10 protein-coding genes are annotated in these 14159 nt (G+C 72.2%); 8 read left to right on the forward strand and 2 right to left on the reverse strand.

All coding sequences use genetic code 11. The features are described 5' to 3' along the window. Positions 1–71: 71 nt before the first annotated feature. The 4 genes from IE182_RS15555 to IE182_RS15570 all read left to right on the forward strand — a co-directional run bounded on the left by IE182_RS15555 (position 72) and on the right by IE182_RS15570 (position 6703). Positions 72–1718, forward strand: coding sequence for an aminotransferase class III-fold pyridoxal phosphate-dependent enzyme (locus IE182_RS15555; protein WP_190110405.1), 1647 nt, complete (start codon positions 72–74; stop codon positions 1716–1718). After that, positions 1715–3637, forward strand: coding sequence for an IucA/IucC family protein (locus tag IE182_RS15560; protein ID WP_229844842.1), 1923 nt, complete (start codon positions 1715–1717; stop codon positions 3635–3637). The genes IE182_RS15555 and IE182_RS15560 overlap by 4 nt, the downstream gene beginning before the upstream one ends. 5 nt (positions 3638–3642) lie before the next feature. Then, positions 3643–4488: a GNAT family N-acetyltransferase gene (locus tag IE182_RS15565; RefSeq protein ID WP_190110407.1), complete on the forward strand. Its 846-nt coding sequence runs from the start codon at positions 3643–3645 to the stop codon at positions 4486–4488. A 235-nt stretch (positions 4489–4723) separates the two neighbouring features. Continuing rightward, entirely contained in the window at positions 4724–6703 is a 1980-nt protein-coding gene (locus IE182_RS15570; protein WP_190110408.1) for an ATP-dependent DNA helicase, read from the forward strand. A gap of 100 nt (positions 6704–6803) precedes the next feature. Here IE182_RS15570 and lexA read toward each other — a convergent pair whose 3' ends face one another. Then, positions 6804–7589: a transcriptional repressor LexA gene (gene lexA / locus IE182_RS15575; RefSeq protein ID WP_099202316.1), complete on the reverse strand. Its 786-nt coding sequence runs from the start codon at positions 7587–7589 to the stop codon at positions 6804–6806. A 635-nt stretch (positions 7590–8224) separates the two neighbouring features. On the opposite strand from lexA, the gene nrdR reads away from it, so the two are divergent. The 4 genes from nrdR to IE182_RS15595 all read left to right on the forward strand — a co-directional run bounded on the left by nrdR (position 8225) and on the right by IE182_RS15595 (position 13444). Then, entirely contained in the window at positions 8225–8761 is a 537-nt protein-coding gene (gene nrdR, locus IE182_RS15580) for a transcriptional regulator NrdR (protein ID WP_229844843.1), read from the forward strand. 111 nt (positions 8762–8872) lie between these two features. Next, positions 8873–11752 (forward strand): vitamin B12-dependent ribonucleotide reductase, encoded by a 2880-nt coding sequence (locus tag IE182_RS15585; RefSeq protein WP_190110409.1) that lies wholly within the window; start codon positions 8873–8875, stop codon positions 11750–11752. A gap of 222 nt (positions 11753–11974) precedes the next feature. Continuing rightward, complete coding sequence (locus tag IE182_RS15590) at positions 11975–12805, forward strand: arylamine N-acetyltransferase family protein (RefSeq protein ID WP_190110410.1); 831 nt, start codon at positions 11975–11977, stop codon at positions 12803–12805. 33 nt (positions 12806–12838) lie between these two features. Beyond that, complete coding sequence (locus tag IE182_RS15595) at positions 12839–13444, forward strand: YdbC family protein (RefSeq protein ID WP_190110411.1); 606 nt, start codon at positions 12839–12841, stop codon at positions 13442–13444. A gap of 56 nt (positions 13445–13500) precedes the next feature. Here IE182_RS15595 and IE182_RS15600 read toward each other — a convergent pair whose 3' ends face one another. Then, positions 13501–14145, reverse strand: a complete 645-nt coding sequence (locus IE182_RS15600) for a TetR-like C-terminal domain-containing protein (protein WP_190110412.1) — start codon at positions 14143–14145, stop codon at positions 13501–13503. Positions 14146–14159 lie beyond the last annotated feature (14 nt).

The following is a 14159-nucleotide window of genomic DNA, read 5'->3' on the forward strand; positions in this document are numbered from 1 at the left end:
GCTCCCGGCGTCGTTGGTACGTACGGGGGACGCCCGACCATCGTTCAGCGGCAGGAGGAGGTACCCGCGCCATGGCCCCGACCCGACCACCCCTCCCGTCGCCGTCCGCGCCCCCGCCCACGGGCCCCGAGGGCCCCGCGCGACGCCAGTCCCCGCGGGAATCCGCAGCCCGTACGTACGCCCGGTCGCTGCCGATCGTGCCCGTGCGCGCCCGGGGACTGACGATCGAGGGCGCCGACGGCCGGCGCTACCTCGACTGCCTCTCCGGCGCGGGCACCCTGGCACTCGGCCACAACCACCCCGTGGTCCTCGCGGCCATCCGTTCCGTGCTCGACTCCGGCGCCCCGCTCCAGGCCCTGGACCTGGCCACCCCCGTACAGGACGCCTTCGCCGACGAGCTGCTGGCCACCCTCCCGCGCGGCCTGGCGGCCGCGGCCCGCATCCGGTTCTGCGGACCGGCCGGCGGCGACGCCATGGAGGCCGCGCTCGCGCTCGTACGGGCCGCGACCGGCCGCGAGGGGCTGCTGGCGTTCTCCGGAGCCGGGTCCCCGGAAGCCGCCGGGGCAGTGCCGGGCGCGGTGACCCGGCTGCCGTTCCCGCAGGACTACCGCTGCCCGTTCGGTGTCGGCGGCGAACACGGGGAGCGGTTGTCGGCACGCTGGGCCGCCACCCTGCTCGACGACCCGGGTGGCGACGGGTCGGCTCCGGCCGGCCTGGTCGTCGAGCCCGTGCAGGCCGACGGCGGGATGCTCCCGGCGCCGGACGCGTGGCTGCGCCGGATGCGTGCGATCACCGCGGCCCACGCCGTTCCGCTCGTCGCCGACGAGAGCGGCACGGGCGTCGGCCGGACGGGAGCCTTCTGGGCCGTCGAGCACAGCGGGATCGCCCCGGACGTGATGGTCCTCTCCAAGGCCATCGGCGGCAGCCTCCCGCTTGCCGTCGTCGTGCACCACGAGGACCTCGACCCGGGCGGTCCCGGCGAGCGTGCCGGAACGTTCCGCGGCAACCAGCTCGCCATGGCCGCGGGCACCGCGACCCTGCGGTACGTCCGGGAGAACGGACTGGCAGAGCGCGCCGCCCTGCTCGGCGCCCGCATGCTGGAACGGCTGCGGCAGACGGCGCGGGAGCACGCGTGCGTGGGGGACGTGCGTGGCCGCGGGCTGATGATCGGCATTGAATTCGTCGACCCGGAGGGGGACACCGGGGCTGGGTGTGGCGGTGCCGGTTGCGAGGCTGCCGGTTGCGATGCTGTCGGTGGTGATGCTGCAGGTCGTGACGGTGCTGGTCGTGATGCTGCCGGTCGTGACGGTGCTGACCATGACGGTGCCGGCCGTACCGGCCCCGGTCGTGACGGTGCCGGCCGTACGGGCCCCGGTCGTGACGGTGCCGGCCGTACGGGCCCCGGTCGTGACGGTGCTGACCGTGACGGTGCCGGTCCGCTGCCCGCCGCTCCCGACGTGGCCGCCGCCGTGCAGCGCGCGTGCCTTCGACGCGGGCTGATCGTGGGGCTGAGCGGCCCGCACTCCAGCGTCGTGTGCCTGCTGCCGCCCCTCACCCTCACCGACGAGCAGGCCGAAGCCGTTCTGGAGCGACTGTCCGACGCCATCGCCACGGTCTCCCGCACGGGCCACCGGATCCCCATCCCGCGAACGCCGAAGGAGGAAGGCGCCGCATCCCCGGCCGGCAACGCCGTGACATGCCCGCCGCACACCGCATGAACGCACCCCTCCGCACCGATGCGTCCCCCGGCGACGGCCCGGACCGCACCCCGGTGGTGCCCCGCCCGGCCGGCCACCGCACCGAGGCCCCGGCCCTCGCCCCCTCCGGCGCCACCGACCCGCTGGACCACCCCGACCCGGCCGCCGCCGCGGACGCCGCCGCCGTGGAGAACCTGCTCCGCTGCTGGGTCCGGGAGAACGCCATCCCCCGCCCCCACGGCGACATCCTCTACCTCCCGCTCAACGCGAGCGGCATCCCGCTGACCGTCCCCGTGCGCTACTGGTCCGCCACCGGCTGGCACCGCTTCGGCCACGTCACCCTCACCGGCGGCTCGGACGACGCCCCCGCCTTCGACGCCGTCACCCTGGCCGCCCTGCTCGGCCGGGAGGCCGCGCACCGCGCGGCGCAAGCGGGCCGGGCCCCGGCCGAGCAGGGCGCCGAACTGGCCGCACGCGTCGCCGACTCGGTACGCCGCACCACCGTCTTCCTCACGGCCCGGCGCCGACGGCCCGCCGACCCGGACGCCGGAGACCTCTTCCTCTACGGCGAACAGTCCCTGCTCCTCGGCCATCCCCTGCACCCCGCGCCGAAGAGCCGCGACGGCCTCACCGACGCCGAGGCCCCCGCCTGCTCACCGGAGTTGCGCGGCCGCTTCCCCCTGCACTGGCTGGCCGTCCACCGCTCCGTACTGGCCACCGACTCCGCCTGGACCGAACGCGGCCGCTCCGTCGACGCCCCTACGCTGGCCGCCCGCCTCGCCGGCCCCGGTCTCGAACTGGACCTCCCGCCCGGCACCGTCGCCCTGCCGATGCACCCCTGGCAGGCCCGCGACATCCACCACCGCCCGGCCGTCGCCCCCCTCTTCGAGGCCGGGCTGCTGCACGACCTCGGTGCCCGCGGCGAACCCTGGTACCCGACATCCTCCCTGCGCACGGTGCACCGCCCCGGCGCACCCGCGATGCTCAAGCTCTCCCTCGGCCTGCGCATCACCAATTCGCGCCGGGAGAACCTCCGCAAGGAACTGTGCCGCGGCGTCGAAGTGCACCGCCTGCTGCGCGGCGGCCTCGCCGAGCGCTGGCGCGCGGCCTGCCCCGGCGGCCTCGGCTTCGACATCGTCCGCGACCCCGCCTGGCTGGCCGTCGACGCGCCCGACGGCACCCCGCTGCCCGGCGTCGACGCCGTCATCCGGCACAACCCGTTCGGTCCCGGCGACGACGCCGTGTGCGTCGCCGGCCTCACCTCACCCCGGCCATGGCCCGGCAGCCAGGGGCCGGCCGGCCGGCCCGCCGTGTCCTCCCGCCTCGCGGACACCATCGGCCGACTCGCCCACCGCACGGGCCGGCCCGCCGGCGCCGTCGCCGCGGAGTGGTTCCTGCGCTACCTCGACGCCGTCGTGCGCCCCGTGCTCTGGCTCGACGGCGAAGCCGGCATCGCCCTGGAGGCCCACCAGCAGAACACCCTCGTCCTGCTGGACGCCGACGGCTGGCCCGTCGGCGGCCGCTTCCGCGACAACCAGGGCTACTACTTCCGCGAGTCCCACCGCGCCGCCCTCGACCAACGGCTCCCCGGCATCGGGCAGGAGAGCGACACCTTCGTCCCCGACGAGGTCGCCGACGAGAGGTTCTGCTACTACCTCGGCATCAACAACGTCCTCGGACTGATCGGCGCGTTCGGCTCGCAGCGGCTGGCCGACGAACAGATCCTGCTCGCCGGACTGCGCCGCTTCCTCAAGGAGGCCGCCACCGGCCCGTCCCCGACCCGCTCCTCGCTGCCGGAACACCTCCTCCACGCGCCCACCCTGCGCTGCAAGGCCAACATGCTGACCAGGCTGCGAGGGCTCGACGAACTCGTCGGCCCCGTCGACACCCAGTCCGTGTACGTCACCGTCGCCAACCCTCTTGCCCCGGCGGCGGGGTGAGCGGCATGAGCACGGAGTGGAACGACCCGGGCGGCGCACCGCCGTACGACCCGCTGACGGGCCCGCTCCCCGCCTTTCCCGGTGAAGCCCCCGGCGCCTTTCCCGGTGAGGCCCCCGGCCCCGAGCGGGCCCACGAGCGGTCTCCCGAGCGGTCTCCCGAGCGGTCTCCCGAGCGCGACGACTGCGTCGACACGATCGACCTGCGGCTGACCGAGGAGTTCATCGAGTTCCTCGCCTGCGAACCACCGAGCCCCGCCCAGCCCGGCCCGGCCTTCGGAGCGGACTTGCTGGACGGCCTCGCCGACTGGGGACCCGTGGCCACGGACGTGGGGCCGTTCCAGCTCGTACCGGTCCGTATCGAGCGCGACCTCCGGCTGATCACCCAGTGGATGAACGATCCGGCAGTCGCGGCCTTCTGGGGCCTGTCCGGGCCCGACACCGCCACCGCCGGCCATCTCCGCGCCCAACTTGACGGCGACGGGCGCAGCGTTCCCTGCCTGGGGGTGCTCGGCGGCGTCCCGATGAGCTACTGGGAGGTGTACCGCGCCGACCTCGACCCGCTCGCACGGCACTACCCGGCCCGGCCGCACGACACCGGGATCCATTTCCTCGTGGGCAGGGTCGCGGACCGAGGGCGGGGCCTGGGCACCTTGCTGTTGCGCACCGTCGCGGATCTCGTCCTGGACCGCAGGCCCGCCTGCTGCCGGGTCGTCGGGGAACCGGACCTGCGCAACACTCCGTCCGCCGCGGCCTTCCTCGGGGCGGGCTTCCGGCTGACCGCCGAGATCGAGCTGCCGGACAAGCGCGCCGCCCTGATGATCCGCGACCGCGTCCTGAGGGGCCTGCTGTAGCTGCGCCCGGGGTGGCGCGGCAGTGCCCGCCGGTATCCGCCGGTGCGCGCCAGTGTCCGCCGGTGCCTGCCGGTGTCCGGCGGTGTCCGGCGGTGCCGGCCGGTACCTGCCCGTGTCCGCCAGTGCCTGCCGACGTCCGGCGGTGTCCGGCGGTCCCCGCAGACGTCCGCCGGCGGGTACCGGGAGGGCCGTCCCGGCCCGCGATGTCAGTGCGGCCCCGTAGGCTGGCAACGCTATGACTGCCACCTCCTCGCCTTCCCTCACCGACCTGCTGCACGCCGCCGTCACCGCCGTCGGGGGCACCGAGCGGCCCGGCCAGGTCGCCATGGCCGAAGCCGTCGCCGCGGCCATCGACGGCGGCTCCCACCTGCTCGTCCAGGCGGGCACCGGCACCGGCAAGTCGCTCGGCTACCTCGTGCCGGCCCTCGCCCACGGCGAGCGGGTGGTCGTCGCGACGGCCACGCTCGCGCTCCAGCGCCAGCTCGTCGAGCGCGACCTGCCGCGCACGGTCGACGCCCTGCACCCGCAGCTGCGCCGCCGCCCGGAGTTCGCCATGCTCAAGGGCAGGTCCAACTACCTCTGCCTGCACCGGCTCCACGAGGGTGTGCCGCAGGACGAGGAGGAGGGGCTCTTCGACCCCTTCGAGGCGGCGACGCCCACCAGCAAGCTGGGCAAGGACCTGCTGCGGCTGCGCGACTGGTCGGACGAGACCGAGACCGGCGACCGCGACGACCTCACCCCGGGCGTCTCCGACCGGGCCTGGTCGCAGGTGTCCGTCACCTCCCGGGAGTGTCTGGGAGCCTCCAAGTGCGCCTACGGCGCCGAGTGCTTCGCCGAGGCGGCGCGGGAGCGGGCCAAGCTCGCCGACGTCGTGGTGACCAACCACGCGCTGCTCGCCATCGACGCCATCGAGGGCGCCCCCGTGCTGCCCAGCCACGAGGTGCTGATCGTCGACGAGGCCCACGAGCTGGTCTCGCGCGTCACCGGCGTGGCCACCGGCGAGCTCACCCCCGGCCAGGTCAACCGGGCTGTGCGCCGGGCGGCCAAGCTCGTCGACGAGAAGGCGGCCGATGCCCTGCAGACGGCGGCCGAGAGCTTCGAGCGCCTGATGGAGCTGGCCCTGCCCGGCCGGCTGGAAGAGATCCCCGAGGACCTCGGCTACTGCCTGATGGCGCTGCGCGACGCGGCGCGCACGGTGGTCACGTCCCTGGGCAACACCCGCGACAAGTCCGTCCAGGACGAGGACGCCGTCCGCAAGCAGGCGCTGGCCTCCGTGGAGAACATCCACGCTGTGGCCGAGCGCATCGTGGAGGGCTCCGAGTACGACGTCGTCTGGTACGAGCGCCACGACCGCTTCGGGGCCTCGCTGCGGGTCGCCCCGCTGTCGGTGTCCGGGCTGCTGCGGGAGAAGCTCTTCAACGAGCGGTCCGTGGTGCTCACCTCGGCCACCCTCAAGCTCGGCGGCGACTTCAACGGCGTCGGCGCCTCCCTGGGCCTCGCGCCCGAGGGCGTCGAGGGGGAGGACTGCCCGGAGTGGAAGGGCGTGGACGTCGGCTCGCCGTTCGACTATCCGAAGCAGGGGATCCTCTACGTCGCCAAGCACCTGGCCCAGCCGGGCCGGGAGGGCAGTCGGACGGACATGCTGGACGAGCTGGCGGAGCTCATCGAGGCGGCCGGCGGTCGCACCCTCGGTCTGTTCTCCTCGATGCGGGCGGCGCAGGCGGCCGCCGAGGCGCTGCGGGGCCGGCTCGACATGCCGATCCTCCTGCAGGGCGAGGAGACGCTGGGCGAGCTCATCCGCACCTTCGCCGGGGACACCCGCACCTGCCTCTTCGGCACGCTGTCGCTGTGGCAGGGCGTGGACGTGCCCGGGCCCAGCTGCCAGCTGGTGATCATGGACCGGGTGCCGTTCCCGAGGCCGGACGACCCGCTGATGAGCGCCCGGCAGCGGGCGGTGGAGGACGCGGGCGGCAACGGCTTCATGGCGGTGGCGGCGACGCATGCGGCGCTGCTGATGGCGCAGGGTGCGGGCCGGCTCGTGCGGGCGTCGGGGGACCGGGGTGTGGTCGCCGTGCTCGACCCGAGGCTGGCCACGGCCCGCTACGGGTCGTTCCTGCGCGCTTCGCTGCCGGACTTCTGGTACACCACGGACCGTAACCAGGCGCGGCGCTCGCTGGCGGCCATCGACGCGGCGGCCAGGGCCGAGGGCAAGTAGGGCCCGCAAGGAGGACCGAGGGCTCAGGACGAGCCGAGGGCAGAGAAAGAGCCCCGGAACCGGCGCAGTGGTTCCGGGGCCCGGCCTCTCCGTGCGGGTGTCACACGCGTCGCAGCACCGCCACGACCTTGCCCAGGATGGTGGCCTCGTCGCCGGGGATCGGCTGGTAGGCGGCGTTGTGCGGAAGCAGCCAGACGTGGCCGTCCTCGCGCTTGAAGCGCTTGACGGTCGCCTCGCCGTCCAGCATGGCGGCCACGATGTCGCCGTTCTCCGCGACGGGCTGGCGGCGGACCGTCACCCAGTCGCCGTCACAGATGGCGGCCTCGATCATGGAGTCGCCGACGACCTTGAGGACGAACAGCTCACCGTCACCCACCAGCTGGCGGGGGAGGGGGAAGACGTCCTCCACGGACTCCTCGGCGAGGATCGGACCACCGGCGGCGATCCGGCCCACGAGGGGCACGTACGAGGCGGCGGGCTTGCCGGTCGTGTCGGTCGGCTGGGTGCTGGGCTGGTCGGAGCCGCGCACCTCGTAGGCGCGGGGCCGGTGCGGGTCCCTGCGCAGGAAGCCCTTCCGCTCCAGCGCCATGAGCTGATGGGCCACGGACGACGTGCTGGACAGTCCCACCGCCTGGCCGATCTCGCGCATGGATGGTGGGTATCCACGGCGCTGGACGGAGTCCCGGATCACCTCGATCACGCGGCGCTGCCGGTCGGTGAGACCGGAGCTGTCGGCCCGGATGCCCGGCGGCCGTCCGGGGAGCGAGCGGGCAGGCTTCTGCCCCTCGGCGTTCATGGCTGCGTCGTTCATCGGGTGTGCCTGGTCGAGTCGGTTCTGGGAGCGGTCCTGGGCGGTGATGGTGGCGCTGTCTGCGGTGGTGGTCACGTCGGCCCCTCTCGAAATGTTCTCCCTAGCTGGACAACGGTAGTTGCTTTCGAAAGGTTGCGCCAAACACACGTTCGAGTGAAATATCCGGGATCGGCTGACGTGATCAGGTTCCAGGGTGTACGGGTCGAGATCAATTCGCCCCATTACGGTACTCTTCGGTGCTGGACCGAAGCCCGGTCACCGTCCCGCCGCAGCCGGACGGAGCCGCATCCGGGGTGCGTCGGAATCCGGCCTCCGGGTCGTGGTGACCGCCGGTGCCGGCGGCCCGTCCGTCCCGCACCGTAGCGGGCCGCAGGGGCTCCGGCCGGCATCCGTCCGGCGGTGCCGCGTCGCGGGGTCAGTGTGGCATCCGTGCCCCTGCGGGGCCGCCCTCGGGGGCTCCCGCGTGGGGCCGTGTCCGCCGGCGCCGCCCCGACACGCGGTGGGCTCGGTTCGCCGTCCGGCACCAGATCTAGTGGTTTGATGGCGGAGGCTACCCACAAGTTGTGGTCGACGGCCCTCCCCGGTCAATCGGGGTCGCCGTCATCGCCTATGCTGGGGGCTGCTCGGCGTGAGCCCTTCGGGGTCCGCCGCGGCGATGATCGTGCACAGTTTTTCTTGGGGTTCCCGAGGGTGAAGGAGGGTGGAGAGCCATGCACTGCCCCTTCTGCAGGCACCCCGACAGCCGGGTCGTCGACAGCCGGACCACCGATGACGGCTGCTCGATCCGCAGACGCCGTCAGTGCCCCGACTGCTCCCGCCGGTTCACGACCGTCGAGACCGCGTCACTCATGGTGATCAAGCGGAGCGGCGTCACCGAGCCCTTCAGCCGCAACAAGGTGATCTCCGGCGTGCGCAAGGCGTGCCAGGGTCGCCCCGTCACCGAGGACGCCCTGGCCCAGCTCGGCCAGCGGGTCGAGGAGGCGGTGCGCGCCACGGGCAGCGCCGAGCTCTCCACGCACGACGTCGGGCTCGCCATACTCGGTCCGCTCAAGGACCTCGACCTGGTCGCGTACCTGCGCTTCGCGTCCGTGTACCAGGCGTTCGACTCGCTTGAGGACTTCGAGGCCGCCGTCGCGGAACTCCGCGAGGGCGTCCGCCGCGCCGAGGCCCAGGACGCCTCGGCGGCAGACCCGGCCGACTGTGCCGCAGGTGCCGAAGTCCCGGCGCCCGCCGTGGCCGTCGACTGAGCGGTCGTACTTCAGACCTGCCCGGCCGCCGTGTGCGGCCGGGCGACAGAACACATCGCGCCCCGGAAGAATTGGGCGCATTAGGGCGTTTTGCCCGTAGAGGGAGGCGGCATGACCGAGACGACGAGCGGCCCGGCACGAGGTTCCCGCTCCAAGGGGAACAAGGGCGGCAAGGGCCTGCGCATCGAACGCATCCACACCACTCCCGGCGTGCACCCGTACGACGAGGTGGTCTGGGAGCGTCGTGACGTCGTCATGACCAACTGGCGCGACGGCTCGATCAACTTCGAGCAGCGCGGCGTGGAGTTCCCCGACTTCTGGTCGGTGAACGCGGTCAACATCGTCACGAGCAAGTACTTCCGTGGCGCCACCGGTTCCCCCGAGCGCGAGTCCAGCCTCCGCCAGCTCATCGACCGCGTCGTGAAGACCTACCGCGCGGCCGGTGAGGAGCACGGCTACTTCGCCTCCCCCGCGGACGCCGAGATCTTCGAGCACGAGCTGACCCACGCCCTGCTGCACCAGGTCTTCAGCTTCAACTCGCCGGTCTGGTTCAACGTCGGCACCAAGCAGCCGCAGCAGGTCTCCGCCTGCTTCATCCTCTCCGTCGACGACTCCATGGAGTCGATCCTCGACTGGTACAAGGAAGAGGGGATGATCTTCAAGGGTGGTTCCGGCGCCGGCCTGAACCTCTCCCGCATCCGCTCCTCCAAGGAGCTCCTCTCCTCCGGCGGCAACGCCTCCGGTCCCGTCTCCTTCATGCGCGGCGCCGACGCCTCCGCCGGAACGATCAAGTCGGGCGGCGCCACGCGCCGTGCCGCCAAGATGGTCGTCCTCGACGTCGACCACCCCGACGTCGAAGCCTTCATCGAGACCAAGGTGAAGGAGGAGGAGAAGGTCCGCGCCCTGCGCGACGCCGGCTTCGACATGGACCTGGGTGGCGACGACATCACCTCCGTCCAGTACCAGAACGCCAACAACTCCGTCCGCGTCAACGACGAGTTCATGAAGGCCGTCGAGAGCGGCTCGAAGTTCGGTCTGCGCGCCCGGATGACCGGCGAGGTCATCGAGGAGATCGACGCCAAGGGCCTCTTCCGCAAGATGGCCGAGGCCGCCTGGGCCTGCGCCGACCCCGGCATCCAGTACGACGACACGATCAACCACTGGCACACCTCGCCGGAGACGGGCCGGATCACCGCGTCCAACCCGTGCAGCGAGTACATGCACCTGGACAACTCCTCGTGCAACCTCGCCTCCCTCAACCTCATGAAGTTCCTCCGCGACGACGACAAGGGCAACCAGTCGTTCGACGCCGAGCGCTTCGCCAAGGTCGTCGAGCTCGTCATCACGGCGATGGACATCTCCATCTGCTTCGCCGACTTCCCGACCGAGAAGATCGGCGAGACCACCCGCGCCTTCCGCCAGCTGGGCATCGGCTACGCCAACCTCGGCGCCCTGCTGATGGCCACCGGCCACGCCTACGACAGCGACGGCGGCCGTGCCCTCGCCGGTGCCATCACCTCGCTGATGACCGGCACCTCCTACCGCCGCTCCGCCGAGCTGGCGGCGGCCGTCGGCCCGTACGACGGCTACGCCCGCAACGCCGACGCCCACCAGCGCGTCATGAAGCAGCACGCCGACGCCAACGGCGCCGCCCTGCGCATGGACGACCTGGACACCCCGGTCTGGGCCGCGGCGACCGAGGCGTGGCAGGACGTCATCCGCCTCGGCGAGAAGAACGGCTTCCGCAACGCCCAGGCGTCCGTGCTGGCGCCTACCGGCACCATCGGCCTGATGATGGACTGCGACACCACGGGCGTCGAGCCGGACCTGGCCCTGGTCAAGTTCAAGAAGCTCGTCGGCGGCGGCTCGATGCAGATCGTGAACAACACGGTTCCCAAGGCGCTCAAGCGCCTCGGCTACCAGCCGGAGCAGATCGAGGCGGTCGTCGCCCACATCGCCGAGCACGGCAACGTGATCGACGCCCCGGGCCTGAAGACCGAGCACTACGAGGTCTTCGACTGCGCCATGGGCGAGCGCGCGATCTCCGCCATGGGCCACGTCCGCATGATGGCGGCCGCGCAGCCGTTCCTCTCCGGCGCGATCTCCAAGACGGTGAACCTGCCCGAGTCGGCCACCGTCGAGGAGGTCGAGGAGGTCTACTTCGAGGGCTGGAAGATGGGCCTGAAGGCCCTCGCGATCTACCGCGACAACTGCAAGGTCGGTCAGCCGCTCTCCGCCAAGAAGAAGGAGAAGGAGGAGGTCAAGGCCGTCGAGCCCGCCCCCGCCGCCGCGGAGAAGGTCGTCGAGTACCGTCCGGTCCGCAAGCGCCTGCCCAAGGGCCGTCCGGGCATCACCACCTCCTTCACGGTGGGTGGCGCCGAGGGTTACATGACCGCCAACTCCTACCCCGACGACGGTCTGGGCGAGGTCTTCCTGAAGATGTCCAAGCAGGGCTCGACCCTCGCGGGCATGATGGACGCCTTCTCGATCGCCGTCTCGGTCGGCCTGCAGTACGGCGTGCCGCTGGAGACGTACGTCTCGAAGTTCACCAACATGCGCTTCGAGCCGGCCGGCATGACGGACGACCCGGACGTGCGGATGGCGCAGTCGATCGTCGACTACATCTTCCGCCGCCTGGCGCTGGACTTCCTGCCGTTCGAGACCCGCTCGGCGCTGGGCATCCACTCCGCCGAGGAACGCCAGCGTCACCTCGACACCGGTTCCTACGAGCCGGCCGACGAGGAGGTCGACGTGGAGGGCCTCGCACAGTCCGCTCCGCGCCAGATCGAGACGCCGAAGCCCGAGGTGCCGGCCCAGCCCGCCGCGGTGGCCCCGGCCCCGAAGCAGGCCCACAACTCCACCGAGCTGGTGGAGATGCAGCTCGGCCTGAACGCGGACGCACCGCTGTGCTTCTCCTGCGGCACCAAGATGCGCCGCGCCGGCAGCTGCTACCTCTGCGAGGGCTGCGGCTCGACCAGCGGCTGCAGCTGACGAGGGCTGATAGCGAGAGCTGATAGCGAGCGGGATCGCGGGTAGTTGACCCGCAGCTCATGAAGGGGACCGGCCATGCGGCCGGTCCCCTTCGGCATGCTGGCCGTGCGTTCGTGTGTTCGGTGGGGAGCGGGCTTTTCCCGCTCCCCACCGGCATATTCCGGCCACGTCGTATGTTGTGATGAGCGGTCAGTTGATGAAACGAAGGCGGGGGTACCCGGAATGAGCAATTCCCAATGGAGCGGTGACGAGCTGGACCTCGACGCCTACCTGGACCGCATCGGACTGCAGGGCCCCCTGGAGCCGAACCTGGAGACGCTGCGGGCGATGCACCGGAGTCATGTGGCGGCGATTCCCTTCGAGAACCTCGAAGTGCAGCTCGGCCGCCCGGTCCTGCTGGACATCAAGGCCCTGCAGGACAAGATGGTGACGCGCAGGCGCGGCGGCTACTGCTACGAACAGAACTCGCTGTTCGCCGCGGCCCTGGAGCGCATCGGCTTCTCCGTCACCGGTCTGGGCGCGCGCGTGCGGGTGGGCAGTGACGGCATGCGCCCGGTCACGCACATGACGCTCAAGGTGGGGGCGGACGGCGAGGAGTGGCTGTGCGATGTGGGCTTCGGCGGCGAGGGGCTGCTGGAGCCGCTGCCCTTCCGGGAGGGGGCCGAGGCCCGGCAGGGGGAGTGGATCTTCGGGCTCGTGCGTGAGGAGAAGGGCGTGCACGTCCTGCGGACGCTCCGGGCGGAGGGCTGGGGCGACCTGTACGCGTTCGGTCCGGAGGACCGGTTCCCGGTCGACTACGTCGTCATGAACCACTACACCTCGACGCATCCCCGTTCGCCGTTCGTCTCCCGGGTCATCGTCCAGCAGACGGACTCCGCCGTACGGCGCACGCTCGTGGGTTCGATGTTCGTGAACACGCGTGCCGACGGTTCGGTGGAGCAACGGGGAATCGGTGCAGGGGAGTTGGGCGAGGTGCTGCGGAGCGAGTTCGGCATCGAGCTGGACGAGGAGGAAGTCGCCACGCTCGCCCGCGTGTACTCCTCGCGTACGTGACCCGCGCCACTGTCCGCCCCGTACGATGGCCCGGTGCTGGTCAAGTGGATTCGCTGCACCGTGGTGGACCGCCGGGGCTTCGAGCGGGGGCAGCGGAAGTGGGCGGGATTACTCGGTGAGCCCGGCTTCCGGGGGCAGGGCGGAGGGTGGAGCCGGGCGCGCCCCGACGTGGTCCACCTCTTCGGCTTCTGGGAGAGCAGGCCGTTCTACGACTCCTTCATGGCGCGCTCGCACGACCGGCTCGCGGCGTCGCAGGTCGGCACGTACCGCAACCCCCAGGTGCGGCTCTTCGAGCACCGCTTCGACGTGAAGGTCGGCTTCCGGCCGCAGTTCACCGATGCGGACGTGGTCCGGTTCGCCCATTGCAGGGTCCGCGAGGACAGGGTCGAGCACTTCACCCTCATGCAGGAGAAGGTGTGGAACCCGGCGATGGCCGGCTCCCCCGGAATGCTGCGCGGCGTCTTCGGCGAGGCGCCCGGCCAGGAGTTCCTGGTGCTGTCGATGTGGAACTCCGAGGCCGAGCACGGGAAGTACCGCGCGGAGAGGGTGGAGCGGCTCGGCCTGCGGGCGCAGACCGAGGCCGACGTCGCGGCCATCACCGGCGACGTGGTGGAGATAGAGCAGGCGTGGACGGTGTGACCGTCCGGGGGTCCTGGGTGGCTTGACCGCCCGGGGCCCGGCGCGGGGGCCTGTGGTCAGGCCGGCGGGGCGTAGACCCCGGCGCGGACCGCCGCGAGCACGGCGTCGGTCGCCTGCTCCGCGGCGGCTGCGTCGACGTCTTCGCGGGTGATGAACAGCCGGAAGAACAGCGGGGCGGACACCGCCCGCGCGACGGCCCCCGCATCGGTGCCGGGTGGCGCCTCGCCGCGCTCGACGGCCCGGGCGATCAGGGGCGCGCAGCGCCCGAAGCGCTCGGCGTAGAAGCCGCCCAGCGCCCGGGCGGCGCGCTCGGACTGGAACGCCGCGGTGATGAAGGCGGTCGGGGCGGCCGCGCCCGCGGGGTCGGTGAAGGTGTCGACGACCTCGTGGGCGAGCGCGAGCAGGTCACCGCGGAGCGTGCCCGTGTCGGGCGGGCTCCAGCTGTCCTCGCCCGCCAGGTCGAGCGCGTCCGCCACCATCCCTTCGACGCCTCCCCAGCGGCGGTAGAGCGTCGTCTTGTGGACGCCGGAGTGCTCGGCGACGTATCCGACCGTGAGGCCGGGATAGCCGTGCTCGACGAGCCCGGCGAGAACGGCGTCGCGTACGGCGGCGCGCGTGCGGGCGGTGCGCCCGCCGGGGCGCACCGTACCGGGGGCGCTGGAGGAGGGGGCTTCCGAAGGCAACTGCAACTCCCGTTGCATTAAGGGGGTGGACT

Source organism: Streptomyces cinnamoneus, assembly GCF_014650495.1.
GTDB lineage: Bacteria > Actinomycetota > Actinomycetes > Streptomycetales > Streptomycetaceae > Streptomyces > Streptomyces cinnamoneus.